Origin of the sequence: Hominiventricola filiformis, from assembly GCF_020686965.1 — a bacterium.
Lineage (GTDB): Bacteria > Bacillota > Clostridia > Lachnospirales > Lachnospiraceae > Hominiventricola > Hominiventricola filiformis.
In genome coordinates this window covers 1-21,341 of the sequence record NZ_JAJEPS010000009.1, presented here as the reverse complement: position 1 = coordinate 21,341, position 21,341 = coordinate 1, and the positions used below count along the sequence as shown (strand labels likewise).

Annotated in this window: 12 protein-coding genes; all 12 read left to right on the top strand. The window is 46.5% G+C overall.

Annotated features, from left to right (window positions below):
- The first annotated feature begins 12 nt into the window (after positions 1–12).
- Positions 13–495: an Lrp/AsnC family transcriptional regulator gene (locus tag LKD36_RS10020; RefSeq protein WP_118771152.1), complete on the top strand. Its 483-nt coding sequence runs from the start codon at positions 13–15 to the stop codon at positions 493–495.
- Positions 492–1,679 (top strand): pyridoxal phosphate-dependent aminotransferase, encoded by a 1,188-nt coding sequence (locus tag LKD36_RS10015; protein ID WP_308459507.1) that lies wholly within the window; start codon positions 492–494, stop codon positions 1,677–1,679. The genes LKD36_RS10020 and LKD36_RS10015 overlap by 4 nt, the downstream gene beginning before the upstream one ends.
- A 3-nt stretch (positions 1,680–1,682) precedes the next feature.
- Entirely contained in the window at positions 1,683–2,177 is a 495-nt protein-coding gene (trmL, locus tag LKD36_RS10010) for a tRNA (uridine(34)/cytosine(34)/5-carboxymethylaminomethyluridine(34)-2'-O)-methyltransferase TrmL (RefSeq protein ID WP_118771154.1), read from the top strand.
- 3 nt (positions 2,178–2,180) lie between these two features.
- Positions 2,181–3,791 carry a cell wall hydrolase gene (locus LKD36_RS10005; RefSeq protein ID WP_308459506.1) on the top strand — a complete coding sequence of 537 codons (1,611 nt, stop codon included), beginning with the start codon at positions 2,181–2,183 and terminating at the stop codon, positions 3,789–3,791.
- An 88-nt stretch (positions 3,792–3,879) separates the two neighbouring features.
- A complete protein-coding gene (locus LKD36_RS10000) occupies positions 3,880–4,755 on the top strand; it encodes an energy-coupling factor transporter transmembrane component T (protein WP_308459505.1) in 876 nt (291 codons plus the stop codon).
- Entirely contained in the window at positions 4,728–6,383 is a 1,656-nt protein-coding gene (locus LKD36_RS09995) for an ABC transporter ATP-binding protein (RefSeq protein ID WP_308459504.1), read from the top strand. The genes LKD36_RS10000 and LKD36_RS09995 overlap by 28 nt, the downstream gene beginning before the upstream one ends.
- The gene (locus LKD36_RS09990) at positions 6,365–7,198 is read left to right on the top strand and encodes an ECF transporter S component (RefSeq protein ID WP_308459503.1); all 834 of its coding nucleotides are present in this window, start codon (positions 6,365–6,367) and stop codon (positions 7,196–7,198) included. Before LKD36_RS09995 ends, LKD36_RS09990 begins: the two co-directional genes overlap by 19 nt.
- Positions 7,183–7,698 carry a DUF4430 domain-containing protein gene (locus LKD36_RS09985; protein WP_118771159.1) on the top strand — a complete coding sequence of 172 codons (516 nt, stop codon included), beginning with the start codon at positions 7,183–7,185 and terminating at the stop codon, positions 7,696–7,698. Before LKD36_RS09990 ends, LKD36_RS09985 begins: the two co-directional genes overlap by 16 nt.
- 20 nt (positions 7,699–7,718) lie before the next feature.
- Positions 7,719–8,669, top strand: coding sequence for a TIM barrel protein (locus LKD36_RS09980; protein ID WP_308459502.1), 951 nt, complete (start codon positions 7,719–7,721; stop codon positions 8,667–8,669).
- Between the two features lie 493 nt (positions 8,670–9,162).
- A complete protein-coding gene (locus LKD36_RS09975; protein WP_308459501.1) occupies positions 9,163–17,439 on the top strand; it encodes an InlB B-repeat-containing protein in 8,277 nt (2,758 codons plus the stop codon).
- 573 nt (positions 17,440–18,012) lie between these two features.
- On the top strand, positions 18,013–18,918 hold the full coding sequence (locus tag LKD36_RS09970) for an InlB B-repeat-containing protein (RefSeq protein ID WP_308459500.1): 906 nt from the start codon (positions 18,013–18,015) through the stop codon (positions 18,916–18,918).
- Between the two features lie 289 nt (positions 18,919–19,207).
- The coding region (locus LKD36_RS09965; protein WP_308459499.1) for a hypothetical protein at positions 19,208–21,341 on the top strand (2,134 nt) is incomplete at its 3' end.

The following is a 21,341-nucleotide window of genomic DNA, read 5'->3' as shown; positions in this document are numbered from 1 at the left end:
GGGAATAGAGAAATGAGAGAAAAGATTTTAACATACATCGAGCGGAACAGTCGTGTGGATCTGAAAGATCTTGCTATTATGCTGGGAACGGACGAAGCAGCAGTGGCAAACGAGATCGCTGACATGGAAAAAGAAGGCGTGATCTGTGGTTATCACACCCTGATCGACTGGGATAAGACCAGCTCCGAGAAAGTAACCGCGCTGATTGAGGTAAAGGTAACTCCGCAGAGAGGTCTTGGATTTGACAAGATTGCAGAGAGAATCTACAACTATCCGGAAGTAGACTGTGTCTATCTGATTTCCGGAGGATTTGACTTTATGGTCATGATCGAGGGCAAGACCATGCGCGGCGTGGCACAGTTCGTATCCGAGAAGCTGTCCACACAGGAGTCCGTATTGAGCACTGCAACGCATTTCATTCTGAAGAAATATAAAGATCATGGCTCTGTGATGGTAAATCCGTCAAAAGATGAAAGGATGTTGGTGACCCCATGAGAAACCCACTGTCTGAAACCATTGTAAATATTAAACCATCCGGAATCCGTAAGTTCTTTGATCTGGTAAGTGAGATGAATGATAAGGATGTGATCTCCCTTGGTGTAGGTGAGCCGGACTTTGACACACCCTGGCATGTAAGGGATGAGGGAATCTATTCCTTGGAAAAAGGACGGACCTTCTATACGTCCAATTCCGGACTGAAAGAATTAAGAGAAGAGATCTGCAACTATCTGGACCGCCGCTACCAGGTATCCTACGACTGGCATCATGAGACGATTGTAACCGTTGGTGGCAGTGAGGGTATTGACATTGCCATGCGTGCCATGCTGGATCCGGGGGATGAAGTGCTGATCCCACAGCCGAGCTATGTATCCTATGAACCTTGTGCGATTCTGGCAGGCGGAAAGCCGGTGATTATCGAGCTGAAGGCAGAAAATGAATTCCGGCTGACACCGGAGGAACTGCTGGAGCACATTACGGATAAGACGAAGATTTTAGTGCTTCCGTATCCGAACAATCCTACCGGAGCTATTATGGAGCGGGCGGATTTGGAAAAAATTGCAGAGATCGTCATGGAGAAAGATATCTTTGTCCTGTCTGATGAGATTTACAGCGAGTTAAGTTACAAGGGCGACCATGTGACCATCGCTTCGATTCCGGGTATGAAAGAGCGTACCATTCTGATCAACGGATTTTCCAAGGCTTATGCCATGACCGGATGGCGTCTGGGCTATGCCTGCGGACCGAGAGAGATTATTGAACAGATGACAAAGATTCATCAGTTTGCGATTATGTGCGCACCGACGACCAGCCAGTATGCGGCCGTAGAAGCCATGAGAAACGGGGATGCAGATGTAGCCACCATGAGGGAGGCCTATGACCAGCGCCGCCGTTATCTGGTTAATGCGTTTAAAGAGATGGGACTGGAATGCTTTGAGCCTTACGGCGCATTCTATATTTTCCCGTGTATTAAAGAATTTGGCATGACATCCGAAGAATTTGCGGAGCGTTTCTTAAAAGAAGAAAAAGTAGCCGTTGTGCCGGGTACCGCATTTGGCGACAGCGGAGAAGGATTCTTGCGTATTTCTTATGCATATTCTCTGCAAAATCTGAAGGCTGCACTGGCAAGACTGGAGCGATTTGTTGAGAAACTCCGTGCGGAGCAGAAGGAGCAGGCGTAAGAGATGCTGAATATTGTACTTTACGAACCGGAGATTCCGGCCAATACCGGAAATATCGGCAGAACCTGCGTGGCAACCGGGACAAGGCTTCACCTGATTGAACCGCTTGGATTCAAATTAAGCGAGAAACATCTGCGTCGTGCCGGTATGGATTACTGGAAAGATCTGGATGTGACTACGTATATGGATTATGAGGATTTTCTGAACCGAAATCCGGGGGCGAAGATCTATATGGCGACTACAAAAGGCCCCAATGTCTATACAGAGGCTCATTTTGAGCCAGACTGCTACATTATGTTCGGAAAAGAAAGTGCGGGGATTCCGGAAGAAATTCTTCACGAAAATAAGGAGAATTCCATCCGTATTCCCATGAATCCAAGTATTCGTTCGCTGAATCTGTCTAATTCCGTAGCGATTGTGCTCTATGAAGCGCTGCGGCAGCAGAATTTTGCGAACATGCAGATGACAGGAACACTTACGAAATACGACTGGGATTAAGAAATGACAGGAAAGAAACGGAAGAGTCTGGCGGGAAGACTGCTTTGTCTTACGCTGGCGCTTTGCCTTGGCTTTTCTTCTTGCACCGCACTGGCGGCCAGCAAGGATACGCAGGACAAGATTGACAAGGTCAAGCAGGAGAAAAGCGAAGCAGAGGAAGAGAAGAAAAAGACGGAGCAGGAACAGAATAAACTGAATAACGCCAAGTCCGAGATGGAAAATTATCTGAAGGAGCTGGATAATCAGTCTAAAAGCCTGAATGAGCAGGTGGCAGAACTGGATCAGCAGATTACAGATAAGGAGAGCCAGGTCAGCTCCATGGAGGGGCGGATCGAAGAGGCGCAGGCGGATCTGGACAAGCAGTACGAGGATATGAAAACCCGTATCCAGTACATGTATGAAAATGACCAGACGGCGGTGCAGAACATTATCACGGCGGCTCTTACGGGTGGACTCACCGGACTTCTGAACCAGGTGGAATATACGGTCAGCGTCAATCAGTACGACCGGAATATGCTGGAGAATTATAAAGTGTCCAAAGCGGATCTGGATGACCAGTATGCAAAATTGCAGGATGAGCAGGATGCGCTGGAACTTTTGAAGACAGAGACTGAGAAGAAGAAACAGCAGGTGGCAGACCAGCAGGCAGCTACAGGTTCCAAACTGAGTGAATATGAGAAACTCCTTGCCCAGAAAGAGGGCGAGATCACGGACATGGCAGAGTTCATTAAGGAAAAGACGGATCTCCTTAATCAGTTGATTGCCAAAGCGGCCCAGGAAGAGGCAGCGGCTCGTATCAGGGCAGCGCAGCAGGCGGCAGCATCCATGAACACCTCTGGCAATATTCAGCAGGCAGATTCAGGAATCTCCGGTGGAAGTGTTTCCCTGAGTGATTATGAGATCATGATGCTTGCCACAATTATTTACTGTGAGGCGGGCAATCAGGGAACAGATGGTCAGCTGGCAGTGGGTTATGTCATTATGAACCGGATTCGAAGCTCGCGATTCCCTAATACGCTGGAAGGGGTACTCCGTCAGTCGAAACAATTCGAGCCGGTGGGGTCAGGGCGTTTTGATCTGGTGCTGAAAGCGGAGCAGGATGATGATATTCCGAACATTGTCACCCAGTCCTGCTGGAATGCGGCACGGGCGGTAGTGAATGGAACCAGCAACGTGGGAGAGTCCTTGTTCTTCCGTACCTGGGCACCGGTACCATCTCTGGTAACGAACCTGCAGAACGGCGGTGTGCCCTACTGGATTATTAAAGACCATATTTTCTATTATTACTGGACCAGCTATACAACAGGTTCCTCCAGCAATAATAATACGTCAAATGATGACGATGACGACGATGAGGATGAAAGCGAAGATATAGAAGATGATGATACCAAGAAAGATGACTCTTCAGAGAAAGATTCGGATAATAAAACCCCAGATGTAACACCGATTCCGACACCTTCGCCTGAACCTGAACCGGATAATTCCGGAAACACTTCAACCGAGACACCAGACAATTCTGGAAGTGTTTCAACAGAGACGCAGACACCGGATGACAGCAGTACTTCTTCCGAAACAGAGGAAAAGACGTCATCTCCGCCGACATCGGATAATTAAAAAATCTATATTTTCAGGAAACACGGCTGTAATGGGGAAACAGCTGCTGTTTCCTTTTTTATTTTTAAGAAAAAGGAGAAAAAGAAGTATGAGCGGTTTTAAAAATCTTCATCCGATCTGCAGTTTTTCCTATTTTGCAATAGCTATCATTCTGGTATTGGTCTGCCAGACCCCCGTTGCCATGGTGGAAGCTTTAGCCGGAGCAGTTTTTTTTCTGCATTGTACGGAAGGAGGAAAGGTATGGAAGCGCCTTCGCTATCTTTTGCCAATGCTTTTGCTGATTGCATTTGCAAACCCGCTTTTGAATCACAGAGGTGTGACAAGACTTGTGAAAATCATGAACCAATGGGTGACTCTGGAAGCGTTGTGTTATGGAATCACGGCGGGACTGTCTTTGGCTGCGCTGATTTTATGGTTTGGATGTTATCAGGAAGTGATCACCAGTGATAAATTTCTCTATCTGTTTGGAAAGGCGGCACCTGGAACTGCATTGTTGATTTCCATGGCACTGAATCTGGTGCCGAAGCTGGAACAGGAGTTGCAGCAGATCCGGGAAGGACAGGAGATGCTGTATCCGGATAAACCGGGGCATATGGAAAAGATACGAAAGGCCATCCGTCATGTATCAACACTATTGGGATGGAGCCTTGAGAATACGGTGGAGCAGGTAGACTCTATGAAAGCCAGAGGATATGGGCTTCGGAGAAGGACAACCTTTCATCTGTTCCGGTTTGAATCCGGAGACCGAAAATTTATGCTGCTTTTATTGCTTTTAGGAGGAAGCTGCATTGCGGGGCGTTGTCTTGGCTATGGAACCATGGAATTTTATCCAAGAATGGACAGCATTGTGAATGGTGCAGGGGATATTTTATTTTATCTGGTATTTATGGCATTCATGTGGCTGCCGGGACTGATGGAATGGAAGGAGGAATTGTTATGGCGCTCTTACGATTTGAATCTGTAAGCTTCCGCTATCCGGATGCGGAAACGAACGCATTAGAGGCGCTTTCTTTTTCAATAGAAAAGGGAGAATATGTGGTTGTATGCGGAGAGTCGGGCTGCGGAAAGACCACGCTCCTCAGAATGATAAAATCAGAGCTTCGACCTGTCGGACAGGGAGAAGGTACGGTATATTATAAAGATAAACCAGTGCAGCAGCTTAATGCGGAACAAAGTGCATTTAAAATAGGATTCGTGCAGCAGAATCCGGATAATCAGATTGTCACAGACTATGTATGGCATGAACTGGCATTTGGTCTGGAAAATATGGCACTTCCAGTGCAGGATATCAGGCGGCGGGTCAGTGAGATGGCCAGTTTTTTCGGAATGGAGGAATGGTTTCACAAGAAGACCTGTCAGCTGTCAGGAGGCCAGAAACAGATGCTGAATCTGGCGGCAGTTATGGCCATGGATCCGAAACTATTGATTCTGGATGAACCTACCAGTATGCTGGATCCGCTGGCGGCGGCAAATTTGCTGGGAATGGTACGGCGGATTAACCGGGAACTGGGGGTGGCGGTGCTGATCTGTGAGCATCGGCTGGAAGAGGTGTTTCAGACCGCAGATCAGATCCTGTTAATGAAAAGAGGAAAAATACTGTGGAAAGATACACCGGAACGGATTGCAGAACATTTACAGCAGGATCCGGACAGCTCCAGAATCTACTACGGACTTCCGGGGGCGGTGCGAATCTTCGGTGAATTGAGAAAGCAGGGCATATACCCGGAGGGGAAAAAACTTCCGCTGAATATCCGGGATGCGAGAAATGCCCTTGCAGAGTTACGGACAGACGGTCAGTATGTGATCAGAAAATTGGAGAAAGAGAAAAAAGATAACACAGAGCAAAATGTCATAGAAGCAAAGGAACTTTGGTTCCGTTATGAGAAAAATGCGCCGGATATTCTGCGCAGCATGGATTTTCAGTTAAAAAAAGGCGAAATATTTACACTGCTGGGCGGCAATGGAGCCGGAAAAAGTACTTTTCTGAAGTTGGCTGCCGGATTATTACGTCCGCAGAGGGGAAAAGTAAAGACTTCAGAAGGCATGCGGCTCGCCATGCTGCCTCAGAGTCCCCAGGCATTATTTCACTATGATACGGTCTGGGAGGAATTTCTGGAAAGTGCGGTGGCAGGCTGGAAGGAGGAGGCTGCTAGACAGAAAGCAGAAGAGATGGCAGCTTTTCTGGAACTGGATGGAAAGAAGTTTTCTCATCCCTATGATTTAAGCGGTGGGGAGATGCAGCGGGCAGCGGTAGGAAAGCTGCTTTTGCAGCGGGCCGATATTCTTCTCATGGACGAACCTACCAAAGGACTGGATGCGTATCTGAAGCAGTCGCTGGCGGAAATGCTCAGAAAGCTTGCGGATCAGAAATTGTCCATTCTTATGGTGACTCATGATCTGGAATTTGCAGCATCCTATGCAGACCGGTGTGGACTTTTATTTGATGGACAACTCATATCGGAAGATGAACCTCATGGGTTTTTCTCTGGCAACCGATTTTATACGACGGCAGCCGGATTGATTGCCGGGGATCGGATTGAAAAAGTCATTACCTGCGGGGAGGTGATCGCAGCATGTCAGAATGCAGAATAAGGAAAAAGAGAAGCAGAATTGCCGCATGGGGAATTACCTTTCTGCTTCCACTGCTTCTGGTGTTTTACAGCTGGTTTATGGAACATAGGCCGCGACTTCATGATTCTAAGGAATGGAATCTGCAAGATACACTGATTCAGAATTCAGACCTTCTGATGGCAGCGGTATTTCTGGTATTATCTCTGTTACCATTTTATCTGATGTTTGACCGCAGAAAAGCCCAAGCCAGGGACCTGGTGCCCATTGCGCTGATGGCCGCCATGTGTGTGGTGGGGAGGACGGCATTTTCCATTGTGCCGCTGCCAAATTTTAAGCCAGTGACAGCTATTGTCATGATTACGGGGATTGCCTTTGGTCCGGAGGCGGGGTATCTGACCGGAGCGCTGGCAGCTCTTTTGAGCAATTTCCTTTTTGGACAGGGACCCTGGACGCCCTGGCAGATGTTTAGCTGGGGAATCGTGGGATTTTTGACCGGAACCTTGTACCGGACCGGAATCTTTGGAACGGTGGGACAGGCGGTTACTGATGAAGAAGGAAAGAGAAAAAAGCCGATATTGCTGTGCGTGGCTGGATTTCTCTTCAGCGTTTTGTACGGCTGGATTATGAACCTCCAGTATATTCTGGGGTATGTGCGTCCGTTCAGTCTGCAGGCAGTGGCTGCTGCTTATCTGTCCAGCGCATGGTTTGATATCAGCCATGGTATCTGCACGGCATTAGTGCTCTGGGTGGCGGCAGAACCTTGGGTGAGAAAGTTAAGTAGAATCAAACGCAAATTTGGTCTGGATGGAGAGGAGTATGTATGGGGAAAAAAATAAAACAGCTGTTGCTGGCAGTTTTGCTTTGTTTTCTCATGACGGGATGCGGATATGGAGGAAACAGCGGAGAGACTTATAGGGTACAGATATCCATTCGCTGCGATAACGCAGTAGCAAAAGGACTTTGTGAACAGAAGAAATGGAAAGGCATTCTGCCGGAAGATGGGGTGATCCTGCCGGATACGGAAGTGGAAGTACAGGAAGGAGACACTGTTTTTGACCTGCTCTGTAAAATCCGTGATGAGGAAGGTATTCAGATGGAATATAATGGGGGAAAAGGGACAGAGTACATTGAAGGAATCGGAAACCTGTATGAATTTGACGGAGGCCGTTGGAGTGGCTGGATGTATAGCGTCAATGGTGAATACCAGAATATGGGATGTGGCAAGTGCAAGCTGGCCGATGGAGATGTGGTCCGCTGGGATTATACCTGTGATCTGGGCCTGGATCTCGATGCAGATATGCCGGGAGCACAGGAGTGGATGGATACGCATGAGTAACAGGAAAGGTGGAAGGCGCAGTGAAATTTCAGATGAACATAACAACGTCTTATGACGATGTATGCAGATTTTTTTCTGCAGATGATCTGAAGAGCTTTTATAAAAGCCATGGGTGTGACGGACTGGAGGTCATGCCGTTAGACAATTATGATCCGGCAGATCTGGAACACCCCATACCACCGGAAGAGTGTAGCCTGATTCGGTCGTCCATGGTGCGTGGCGTGCATTGCTGCTGCCTGGGAGACTGGATGGACAAAGACCGGGAAGAATTGATCCGCCATTACCGGAAGGATCTGGACTATGCGAAATGGATGGGAGCAGAGTATGTGGTTTTTCATGTGGTGCAGGTCAATGACGAGGAAGGATTTACATACGTCATGCAGCATGAAGACCGGGAAGTGTTGACCGCAGCGGCATCCTTTATCAATGAACTTCTGGAGGGACAGGATTACGACTTCTGGTTTCTCATGGAGAACTTATGGTGGCCGGGACTTAACTTCCTTTCACCGGAAGATACCCGTTATCTGTTGGAACGGGTACATTATGAGAAGAAAGGATTTATGCTGGATACAGGACATTTCCTGCACACCAATCTGGATCTGAAGACTCAGGAAGAAGGCGTGGACTATTTGAACCAGATGCTGGATGCGCATGGAGATCTGGTTTCATATATCAAAGGTATTCACCTGCAGCAGTCCCTGACGGGAGATTATGTCAAAGAGTGGCTGAGTACCCGCCATGAACTGCCGGAAGATCCGTCGGAACGGTTCTGCAAGGTATATGAACATATTTTCAAAATTGATAAGCATGAACCTTTTACTGCAGAAGGGGTACCTGCCATGGTACAGCGGATACAGCCGTTGTATGTGACCTATGAATATATTACAAGGAGCAGGGAAGAACTGGGAAAATATTTGGATCAGGGAAAAATTTTGTTAATGGATTGTCAAAAAAATAAGAATGTGCTATAACCTGACTTTTGCAGCTAAATGGATATAAAAAACCCGCCAAACCCAGTAAATACAGGGCTTAAGGAAATGTGCTTCGATATGTTCTTTTGTCCAGACATACACGGGTCTGGCTTCCGATTCGCTGGTTAAGAGCATGTAGTTTTTTCTTTCTGATTGTCCAATTAAAAAGCATTCAGCCTCTTGATTGCACAGGCTGAATGTGTTATATTGGTAACAATGATTTGCAGTCTGCGTATTAACAGAGCAGGTAAAGGAGAATCCCGTGAGAATCGGGGGGGGGTACGACGCTGTAAGCATGTTACGGACATGGGAAAGTAATTTATAAAATGTTCGCACCATGTAACTCAGACATCTGCTGCGGAACATTGGAATAACAATTATATATTCTTTAAGAGCACAATAAGACGGGTGCAGGTAAGGAGACTTACTTGCATCCTTTTTTTGTGCCATTACATAAATGGGAGACAGAAATCTATATAACAAGGAGGAAGAGATGAAAAAGCGTATTACATCTATGTTTTTGGTACTGCTGATGGTGCTGAGTCTTATGCCGGCAACGGTACAGGCAAGTCCGGCATCCAGTGGAAGCGGAACCAAAGCTGATCCGTATCTGATCGCCACTGCGCAGGATCTGATAGAGTTCAGAGATGAGGTCAATGCATTAACGAAAAAATCAACATCCACGCTGTGTGCGAAACTGACAAAGGATATTGATTTAAGCAATCTGGAAGGCGACTGGGAGCCAATCGGCAAAGCAACCAATACTTATAAGGACTATGTGGCATATGGCGGTACTTTTGATGGTGACGGTCATACGATCGCCGGTCTTTCTATCAATGCCACTACTGCTTATCAGGGATTGTTTGGCTATGTAAAAGGCGGAGAGATCAAAGACCTGACGGTGGCTGGAAGTGTGACCACATCAACCACATCTTCCGCATATGCGGCAGGTATCGTGGGTTATGGATCTCCGGTCACCATAGAGAACTGTGTGAATCAGGCAACGGTTACGGCAACAAAGAAAGGATATATTGCAGGTATTGTCGGATATACAAGTACGACAGGAAGCAGTATTAGTGGCTGTACGAATCAGGGAGCAGTCAGCGGTGCAGGAGATTATGTGGGAGGCATTGTTGGAACAGCCAATAATACAGTGATAAAGAATTGTATAAACAGTGCAGAGATTGTGGACACTGGTAAGCCAGGTGGATATAGCTATTGCGTGGGAGGTATCGCAGGTGCAATTAACAGTTCCTCTTCTATTGAACGCAGTGGAAATACAGGAAAAATTACCAGTACTCTCAAACGTACCGGAGGTGTGGTAGGAAGTGCGGCTGGTACAGTTCAGTCCTGCTTTAATACTGGTGATGTGACGGGTATCTATTCCCTGGGAGGTATTGCAGGAGGTTGTGCGTCATCCAATACGAAGATAACAGATTGTTATAATTGGGGAAAAGTAGAGAGCCAGACACCAACCAGTGCATTTAATGATACAGCAACAAAAGGAGTTGGAGGTGTTGTTGGAGATCCTTGTTCCGCTTCCAATAGTGGGAGTATACTGACCAATTGTTATAATGCAGGAACAATTGTAAATAAATCTACAATTGCAGACATTGTCCTTGGTGGTGTAATAGGAAGCAGCTCTGGGAACAATTATTCTGGAACAACAACCAATCTCATCACAGCCCAAAACTGCTACTATTTATCCGCAGATGGACTGAACGGTGATGGAGCCAATGCAGATGCGTCAGGCATCACTGCGAAGACAGCAGATGAGTTAAAAGTATCTGATATGGCAGGACTGCTGGGTAGTTCTTATATTTCTCAGACGGACAACTATCCGATCCTCGGATGGCAGGATCCGAATGCAGAATATACGGTAACATTTGCTGTCACTCCAGATGAGGCAAAGCTTATAGTTAAACAGAACGATATGGTGATCGCTCCGAAAGAGGACGGAAGCTACGCACTGAAAAATGGTACCTATACATATGAAGTGTCAGCTCCTGAATGTCAGACTGAGACCGGCAGCTTTACCGTTGCTTATGGCGGACAGACAATCACGGTCGCATTAAAAGAAGCACTCTATGATGTGGTATTTACGACGGTTCCTGCAGATGCGGAACTGACGGTGGCTGGACGGACTCCGGAGGCAGATGGACGGACCTACCGCCTGCCCAAATCCGGTAATCCTTACAGCTATACATTGAAAGCGTTTGGATATGAAGAGAAGACAGGCAGCTTCTCAGTGACTGGCGATAAAGCAAAGGATGCACAGAATATCTCCATGACAGAGCTTGCAAAGCAGAAGGTGACATTTGGTGATATTACTGCGGCTGATGGCAAAGCGATCACACCGGTGATCACAGTGACCTGTCCGGAGTGGCCGGGTGAGAATCTGCAGGCACAGGCAGATGGAAGCTACGCACTTCCGGCAGGAACTTATAATTATGTCATCTCCTGTTCCGGGTATAAATCTGTCAAAGGAAGCTTTACCGTAGAGGCTCAGGCAGTACAGATCCAGGCATATACCCTGGAGGTGCAGACTGCATGGGACGGAGAGAATTATACGGAGCCGCAGAAGAATGAAAGCGGAGCATATCTCATCGGTTCCCCGGATGAACTCATGTGGTTTGATAAACATGCCCAGATGACGGACTCCGCAGTGCTGACGGCTGATATTACGATCAATGAAGATGTGAATGCAGAAGCAACCGGGCTTTATAAATGGACACCGATCGGATGGTATAAAGATTACAGTTCATCTGCTAAATATACGGGTACATTTGACGGTGATGGACATACCATTTCCGGTCTCTATGTTTCTATGACCGGATCAGGTTATACATCGAATTATGTAGGATTGTTCGGATATGCCGGAACGGACAGTAAGATCAGCAACCTTACGATAACGGACAGTAAGATCGAGGCGTCCGGATCTTATCGTGGAAATAATGTAGGAGCGATTGCAGGTAATGCCTATGACATAGAGAACTGCCATGTGACGGACAGTGTAACCGTTACGGGAAGCAATTATGTTGGAGGTGTAGCAGGTTCTGTAGATAACTCAATTACAGCATCTTCCAATGCAGGCACTGTTACAGCAACAGCAAATAGAGCTGGTGGTGTGACGGGAAGAGTTCAGTCCAACAAGACGACTGCCATGACCGAATGCTATAACAGCGGATCCGTGAAAGGAGCTTCTCTTGTTGGCGGACTTGTTGGCGACCTTTATAATGGTGGAACTATCAGTGACTGTTACAATACAGGTGCTGTAACTGCTACTACCGGTGTAGCGGGTGGTCTGACCGGAAATTTCCGCTCAGGAGTTATAAAAAATACTTACACCAGCATCACGCCATCAGCGACAAATGCAGGAAGTGTGGCAGGAAAGCTGGAATGGGCAAGTGGACAGAAGACTTTAGATCAGGTCTTCGTTCTACAGAGTGAGTTAAATACGGTAGGAAATCTTAACAGCTGTACTATCCAGACCGGTGATGCACAGAAGAAGACAACAGAAGAGTTAAAAGCACTGGCATCCACCCTGGGAGACAAGTTTACAGAAGATAGCGAGAATAGTAATCAGGGTTATCCGATCCTCAAGTGGCAGGCGGGAAGCGACGAACCGGATCCGGACCAGCCGGCCGTAGATCCGGATGGCTGGGATGGTCATACAGCCACACCGCCTGCACAGGAGAATGGCATCTACCAGATCTCCACAGCGGCTGAACTGAAATGGTTTGCAGATGCAGCAAAGGCGACAACAAACATCCAAGGTGTGTTGAAGGCTGATGTAAATCTGAATCACCAGGCATGGACACCGATCGGCGGAACCACGGCGGACAGCGCATTTGCCGGAATCCTTGATGGTGCAGGCTATACAGTGAAGAACCTGTACTGCAAGACCAATGGTGAAGCAGGTCTCTTTGCATGGAATAAAGGTACGATCAAGAACCTGAAAGTAACCGGAAAAGTGATCAGCGGAGACTGTGCAGCAGCCATTGCGTCTCAGAATCAGGGAACCATTGAGAACTGTATTGCTGATGCAGCAGTAACTGGTGGAAATTATACAGCCGGTATTACCGGAGAAAATAACGGAATCATTACCAGCTGTACCAACCAGGGTGCAGTCAGCGGTGCCCAGTATGTGGGTGGAATTGCTGGAGAGAACACAGCATCGAAGAACAGTACAGCAAAGATCTCCGGCTGCATCAATACAGGTATGATCCGTGCAACCGGATATATGGCGGGCGGCATCGCTGGAAATAATGATGGATATGGAGAAAATTTTGCCGCAGCATTGATCGAAAATGTGGCAAATAGCGGTCATATTATCAATACAGACGCCACCATGCGCAGTTACGCCGGTGGTTGTGTAGGACGTAATAACGGAAAAGTTGACAAGCTGTACAACAGTGGCAGTGTGGAAAGCATGGGCGGCTGTGTAGGCGGTACCCTCGGACTGAATGTTACGAAAGCTGAGAAGAGCAATCTGTACAACATCGGAGATGTGACCGGCGGAGACTTTGAAGATGATGGTTATCCGACCGACAATCAGGTAAGCTCTGAATCAGAACTTGCCCAGGCAAAAAATCAGATGACCGAGGTGCTCACACGTCTTGGCAGTAAAGAAGCCATCAGTGGAACCCTTTCCATCAATGGAACTGCTGAAGTAGAGGCGACAGTGACTGCTCAGTACACCGGAGATCAGACTGGTCTGATCTATATCTGGTACTACAGCTATGATGAAAACGATGATGTAGTTCTGGCGATCACAGAGAAACCGGAGTACAAGATTCCGCAGAATATGGCAGGAAGAAAGCTTCGGGTCAAAGCACTCTGTGCAGATGCATCAGGAGTGCTGAAGGCAGAGACAGAAAGTGCAGTGAAAGGTCTGACTGGTTCTCTGAAGATCGAAGGAGCACCGGTAGTCGGAAGAACACTGACAGCAGTATTCAAATCTTCTGACAGCGTACCTGTAAAATATCAGTGGTATCAGGAGGGCAAGACCCCGATCGAAGGAGCGACCGGCGAGACTTATACCGTGACAGCGGCAGATCAGGGTAAAGTCCTGACTGTGCGCGTTACCAGCGATCAAGTGGCAGGTATGCTCGAGGCCTCCACAAAGACAGTCACCACAGCAGCAGATGCAGATATGTGGGAAAGTGCTCAGTGCACTGAGCCTGCCAATGTAGGCGGTGTCTACATGATCGGGACTGAGAAGGAACTGCATTGGTTTGCCAGCGAGGTGAATGGAGGCAATACGGCGATCAGCGGTAAGCTGCTGAACGATATTAAACTTACTACAGACAACTGGTATCCCATTGGCCGTAGTGGTCATGCATATGCAGGTACCTTTGATGGCAATGGAAAACATATTACGAATCTGAAGATCACATCTACGAAAGATGAGACCGGATTCTTCGGATTGATCGCAGGCGGAGGAAAAGTTAAGAGCCTGAATCTGTCAGGTACTGTCACAGTTACCGGTGATGTATCCCAGACCGGTGGAATTGCCGGTGCTATGGAAGATGTAGAGAAAGCTTCAAGCATCACAGACTGCAGCTTTTCAGGAAGTGTCAGCGGCAATATCCAGGTTGGAGGAATCGTGGGCTGTGTGGGTCTCCATAACAATGTGGAGCGCTGCAGCAATACGGCGGCAGTTAGTGGAAAAGAGTTGATCGGTGGAATCGCCGGAGCGAACTCTTATGGAAATATCCGTTATTGCCGTAATACAGGAACAGTTGGAAATGATAAGGCAGAACAGGTTGGAGGAATTGTCGGAGCCCATCAGAACTACGCAGAACTGATTGCCTCTTATAATACCGGAGAGGTTAAGGGAGCAGATTATATCGGTGGAATCGCAGGTAATGTCTATGTGGCATCCATGCCGCTGGGCTGTTATAATGTGGGATCAGTAAGTAGTGGTATGCATTGTGGCGGCGCAGTGGGAAGCTTTGGCGGAGATGATTATATCACGATCAAGAAGGGAAGCTTCTATCAGGGACCGCTCTCTGCGGCATATCAGGCAAATGGTGCGAAGATGCGGAGCGCAGAGGATATGAAGAAAGAGTCCTTCGTATCGGAACTGAATGCGGATGCATATGTGACCTGTTATACAAAAGACACGCAGAATAAGAACAACGGATATCCGATCCTGACATGGGAAGTAGATGGATTCCAGGTTACATTTAATGCGAACGGCGGCGACTGTGATATCACAGATGTGAATGTAGCAGTGAATGGTTCTCTCAATGAACTTCCGACTCCATATCGATGGAATTATAAGTTTGACGGCTGGTTTACAGAAAAAGATGGTGGAGAAGCCATTACAACTGAGACGAAATTCAACGCAGATACCGTTCTCTATGCGCACTGGACACTGATTCGTCCGTCAACTGGAGAACAGAACAAAAAGACCGTGTATTTTTCACTTTCACTTGATGGAAAGTATGTAACTGGAAATGATGCAGACAGCACATTACTTGCAATGGTTCCGGTGGATGTGGAATATTTTGACCTCTCTGCATATGATCTGCAGAAGTATATGATAACTGAAAATGGCGCACCGGTGGAGCAGCCGACTGTACTGCATCTGATGATCCAGATGCTGGAAAAATATTATCTGAGTGATGGATCAAGAGTGACGAACAATTCTTCTGCAATGACAGTTACAGGTGGATTCAGTCATATGTATTTCCAGAAATTCTGGGGACACGGTGAAAACCTGACCTATTTCCTGAATCATCAGTATCCGCTGATGAAGCCGGGTATGGGTGCTACGGCAGATTATATGACCCTGGAAGATGGGGATGTAATTGATGTTGCTATGTACAGTAATAATAATTTCTACAAAGATGCCAATGCCGGATTCCCGTATTTCACTTTGACAGACGGTACGGCAGCAGAGCAGATGGAGATGACAGCAAGCGAACCTAGGAAAGTAGTGCTTCGCCGTGGCTGGGCGAATATGAACACAGGTGAGCCGACAGATATGACGGTTGCCGGTGCAAAGGTGTACTATACAACAGACCCGTCATTACCAAAAGAGCAGTGGACCGAGATGGGTACGACAAGAGATGATGGAAGCATTATCTGCAGATTCCCAGATGCAGGAACCCAGTATCTGATGGTGGAAGGAACGGATGTGAGTGCTCCGGCCATCTGTAAAGTGATGGTACAGCCAGGGGCAGAGCAGCTTCCGGATCAAGGATATGCACTCTCTGTATCAGGAGGCAGTGCAAGCCTTCCGATTGGAGATGATGTACAGGCAGTGATCACAGTTAAGAGTAAGGATGAGATCACTTACAATGCGTATGATCTGACAGTGACCTATGATCCTGCGGTACTGACTTATAAGGGAATCAATGATGCCAATGTTTCCAATCTGAAGGTGACAGACGATGGATCTGGAACACTGAGGATCACTGGCTATGGAGAAGACCGTACCGTTGGCATCGATAGTATCTTATTGACATTTACCGGAAACGCAGCAGGTGAGAGTAATATCACTGTCACAGCAGCAAAGATCGATAAGAGCGAACATGCCACCACCGCAGATGCTCCGAATGCACAGATTCTGAATGATTCCTGTAAAGTGACGGTGGAAAATATCCATAGAGTGACTCTGGTAGGAGAGATCCATGGTGACTCCACGGTAAAAGACGGAACGGATTACCGGATCAATCTGAACGACCAGCATTATGATTATGAGATCACGGCTCAGATGAATGGACAGAACGTGACGGCTGAGAAGAAGACGGATACCAATGGAGAGATTTATTACAACATCGGCAATGTAACCGGCGATCTGAATGTGACAGCAACCAGAACACCGAAGACCTATACGATAACCACAGATGGAACCGGAAAAGAAGATCTGACAGCAGCAGGATCGGCTACTTATCTTCAGGATTACACCTTTACGGTAGATAAGAAATATGGTTACACCTACCTTGTGACCGTGAAGAAAAATGGGGAAGACTGCCCGGTAAGTATGGATGCAGACCAGAAGACCTATACCATCGCAGGAATCAATGTGACTGGTGATATCCAGATCACTGTGAGCAAAGAGGTAGACATGTCTACCAGAACAAAGATCAACTTCACAGGCAATGGCTCTGGTAACGTGACCGGCGGAACAACTCAGCTGGCCATGAGAAATCAGGAATTTACCTTTGAGATGACAGCAACGGATGTGTATGAATACACCCTGAAGCTGGCAGACGGAACAGTCCTGACTCCGGAGGCAGACGGCAAGACCTACAAGATCCCGGCTTCGAAAGTGACTGGTGAAGAACTGAACGTTACCGCTGAGCGGAAAGGTATTATTACACAGACGGTCAGCAAGTATCTGGATCTGGGAGACGAGAAGGCGATCTGGTTGGTAACGGCTTCTGGTGCAGTGGACGATGGAAATATCCTGACCTATGACACGCACAGCATGTACTGGTCCACGAACTACCAGGCATATGCATATCTGCTGATCTCTGATAAGAGCCAGAGTGAAGTAGAGGCAGAAGCAGCTGGTAAGGTACAGGAAGCTGCAGGAACAAAGCAGACCCTCGCATATGACTATGACGTGAACGGTACTGGAACAGTGGGTATCAATGATGTCCAGCTCATCTACAATATGTACAATGCTATGTATGAGAATTTTGACATGGCTACCATGGAAAAATTCCTGAATGCAGATGTGAACAATGACCGCAAGGTCAATGTACTGGATGCAAGCCAGGCAGTACAGGAGATGATCAAGAGAAATAAGTAGTGACAAAAATATCGCGGATGCCAATTGGTGTCCGCGATATTTTTGTTGTGAATCTGATTATAAAGGTAATTTTTCCTTTGTATGTCTGGACAAAAGAACATATCGAAGCACATTTCCTTAAGCCCTGTATTTACTAGGTTTGGCGGGTTTTTTATATCCATTTAGCTGCAAAAGTCAGGCGGATACAGCCGTTGTATGTGACCTATGAATATATTACAAGGAGCAGGGAAGAACTGGGAAAATATTTGGATCAGGGAAAAATTTTGTTAATGGATTGTCAAAAAAATAAGAATGTGCTATAGTGAAACTGTACGTTACAGTCTGCGTTGTTTTGATGAAAACAATGGACAGGAAAAGACAACCCTGTGAGATTCAGGGAGGAATGCGTCGCTGTAATTGTTCGATAAAGTGTGTCGAACATAACTCAGACATCTGCTGTAAAGTACTTTGGTTACAATTGAACTGATTTTCATTTTTATGACGGACAGTAAGACAGACGGCTGCAGAGTATTCTGCAGCTGTTTTTTTTGTCGTATAGGAACGGCAATAGAAAAACTTATCTTGGGAGGAACTATGAAGAGTAAAACAATAGCAAAAGTAGGTGCATTTTTGACAGCATTTACTGTTTTTGCGGGAAGTATGCTGCCGGTGTATGCAGCAAGTGTGGACGAAACAGATTCCACGGAGGAAAGTACGGCTGCAGCAGCGGAAGGAGACGAGGAAAGTTTTCTTTTCCAGCTGGAAGTAGATGGAAAAGATACGGTCAATGTGAATCCCGGCGATGTGATTACGGTTTCCTTTACCCTGAAGCGGACAGATGCAGAGGAAGCATATACCATGTATGCCATGCAGGATGAGATTGCTTATGACAGTAATTTTTTTGAATTGGTAGATGGAAGTGCATTGGTGACCAACGGTATTGAGACCAGAGATCTTGCCATGAGAGATAACATGAGAAAGTTCTATATGAACTATGTTTCCATGAGCGGCGGTGATAGCTGGCAGCCCAGCATTTTGATTGGAACCTTTCAGTTGAAAGTCACTGGAACGGAAGGAAGCTCCACGATTTCTAATGAAGACTGCCTGGTATCCTATCAGGATGGTTCCGGTTCTTATCCGTCAGAGACCAAAGATGTGACGGTCGTTGTCAGCACAGACTGCAAGGTTCACTATGAAACCAATGGCGGAAGCGCGGTGGATGATGTGACGGCGGTGCTGGGAGAGAAGCTGCAGAAACCGGAGGATCCAGTACGGGAAGGCTATTATCTGGAAGCATGGTGTACCGATATGGATCTGAACAATGAATGGGACTTTGCGGAAGATACAGTGAAAGGAAACATGACCCTTTACGCAAAATGGGCAGAGGGTGAACCGCAGACCGAGTCACAGACAGGACAGTATGGAATCATTATTGTCATCGTAGTTCTGGCAGCTGCCGCAGGTGGTGCTGTATGGTATCGGAAAAAGAAACAATCATAAATAAACTTTACAGTCTGCGTTACCTTTGGAAAAGGTGACAGGCAGGAAAAGAGAACCCTGTGAGATTCAGGGAGGAATGCGTCGCTGTGATTGTCCGACGGAAGAATGGGCATAACTCAGATATCTGCTGTGAAGGACACAAATTACAATTATATTTTCATTATTTTTAAGGCGAACAGTAGGACGGCTGCAGAGAGATCTGCAGTCGTTTTTTTTGTTTGGTGTACATCAAGAAAACATTCCACGGAAGGCGGATTGTAATAAAAAATAAAGAGAGGGAAAGAAAAAAGTGAAAAAGAAAATTTTTTCATTTGTTCTGGCACTGATGGTGTCCTTAAGCGTTATACCAGTGAGTGTCAGAGCAGAAGGCACTGGAACCTGGGATGGAACTACTCAAACAGCACCGAAAGCGGTGGGCGGTGTCTACCAGATTGGTACAGCGGAGGAATTAGCATGGTTTGCTAAAAAGACACAAGGAAGCACGACACATGGAATTTCTGGTAAGCTGACTGCAGATATCGATCTGAATGATCAGAACTGGGAAGGTTATGAAATGGGTGGCACGATTCCATCATTAGCAGGTTATTCAGGAACCTTTGATGGCGATGGTCATACCATTAGCGGATTCTATTATAAGAATAAGGCGGCCATCAGAACGGACAGAACTACCAGTATGGGACTGTTTGGATATGTGACCGGTGCTAATGTAAAAAATCTGACAGTAGATGGCCAGCTCGTGGTTGACATGCAGTATCAGACGGCATCTATGTCCAGATATTATGCAGGTGGTGTAATTGGTTCTGCAAAGGGAAGCAACATTGATCATATTATCAATGATGTAGATATTACTGTGGAGAATGATCCGAATTCTTATGCGAAGGGAAATGCTGCAGGCGTTGTGGTATATTCTTCTTATTACAGTGATAACTCCAATATTACGGATACTGTGATCAGCAACTGTGAAAACAGAGGAACAATTACAGGTGGTTCTGCTACAGGTGGAGTTTTCGAAAGCACTGGCAGTAATGTGACCGTTAAAAACTGTATCAATACCGGAAATGTTACTTCTCTGTATGGACAAGCAGGCGGTATTACCTGTTATGGTGCGGGAACTACGATTGAAGACTCTGCTAATCTTGCAACGATCTCTGGATTAAAAGGTGCAGGAGGAATTGCATATAAATTTGAATATTCTTACAGTACGTCTGCAGAGAGATCCGGAAGCTGGGCTGGAATTATTAGAAACTGTTATAATGCAGGAACAATCAACGGTGGTGCTAGTAGTGATTATGTTGCAGGAATTGCAGCAAAAAATAGCGGTTCTACATCAAGCATAATTTCACCGGCAATTTCTAATGAGATTGAAAACTGTTACAATGTAGGTACGATAAACTGTGAAGCAACCGGAAGTTCTGTATATGTGGGCGCGATTGGAGGATATCATACACAGATTGTTACAGCAACGAATCTGTATTATCTGGATACTTCAGCAAGCGCAGGAATTAAATCTGGTTTTCGCGCAAGTAAAACTGCAGCTGTAGCAAAAACTGAGGAAGAACTGAAATCAGCAGATATTCTTGCTGCTCTGGGAGATGGATTCAAGAAGGATCTTGGAAAGATCAATAATGGTTATCCGGTTCTTGCATGGCAGACTTCTGAAGGCCCGGATGAACCGGATGTGCCGGTAACTGAGGCGTACACCATTTCTGCAGGCGAGGACAGCAAGATTAATATCGGTGAGGATGCGACTGTAACTCTGACTGTGACCAATGATAACGAAACTGCTTACAATGCATACTTCATTAATGTAGCTTATGATGCTGCAAAACTGGCATACAAAGCAATTAATACAGATGCAACTGTAAAAGATGAAAATGGTACTCTGACTATCGCAGGTTATGGCGATGACAAGACCTGTGGAACGGACAACCTGGTTCTCACCTTTACCGGAAAAGCATCCGGAGATGCAGAGGTAAGTGTAACTGCAGCAAAGATTGATAAGTCCGAAAGTGCTACTGTACATGATGCACCGGATGCTACGATTGCAGCAGCATCAAAAGTAACCGTTTCTGTTGGCGGATATCAGGTTACTTTGGATGAGAATTTCGAGGGAGAATCTACCGTAATGCCGGGTGCTGATTACACCTTCACTGCAAAAGATCCGCATTATGATTATACATTTGATGCAAAGATGGGCGAAGATGCGGTAACTCCGACGGATAATGGAGACGGCACTTTCACAATTAAAAATGTTACCGGAAATCTGAATATCAAAGCAGCATCCAAGACTCCGAAGACTTACACAGTTACTGTAGAGGGTGACGGTAAAGCTGATGTAACGGCAGCTAATTCTGCAACCTATGGTACTGATTATAGCTTCAAACTGACGAAAGACGACAAGTATATCTATGAGGTAACTGTTA

Excerpts from the sequence above, each read along its gene's own strand:
- LKD36_RS10015 (WP_308459507.1), top strand. The coding sequence starts at position 492 with ATGAGAAACCCACTGTCTGAAACCATTGTAAATATTAAACCATCCGGA.
- LKD36_RS09975 (WP_308459501.1), top strand. The coding sequence starts at position 9,163 with ATGAAAAAGCGTATTACATCTATGTTTTTGGTACTGCTGATGGTGCTG.
- trmL (WP_118771154.1), top strand. The coding sequence starts at position 1,683 with ATGCTGAATATTGTACTTTACGAACCGGAGATTCCGGCCAATACCGGA.
- LKD36_RS09995 (WP_308459504.1), top strand. The coding sequence starts at position 4,728 with ATGGCGCTCTTACGATTTGAATCTGTAAGCTTCCGCTATCCGGATGCG.
- LKD36_RS09990 (WP_308459503.1), top strand. The coding sequence starts at position 6,365 with ATGTCAGAATGCAGAATAAGGAAAAAGAGAAGCAGAATTGCCGCATGG.
- LKD36_RS10020 (WP_118771152.1), top strand. The coding sequence starts at position 13 with ATGAGAGAAAAGATTTTAACATACATCGAGCGGAACAGTCGTGTGGAT.
- LKD36_RS10000 (WP_308459505.1), top strand. The coding sequence starts at position 3,880 with ATGAGCGGTTTTAAAAATCTTCATCCGATCTGCAGTTTTTCCTATTTT.
- LKD36_RS09985 (WP_118771159.1), top strand. The coding sequence starts at position 7,183 with ATGGGGAAAAAAATAAAACAGCTGTTGCTGGCAGTTTTGCTTTGTTTT.
- LKD36_RS09970 (WP_308459500.1), top strand. The coding sequence starts at position 18,013 with ATGAAGAGTAAAACAATAGCAAAAGTAGGTGCATTTTTGACAGCATTT.
- LKD36_RS10005 (WP_308459506.1), top strand. The coding sequence starts at position 2,181 with ATGACAGGAAAGAAACGGAAGAGTCTGGCGGGAAGACTGCTTTGTCTT.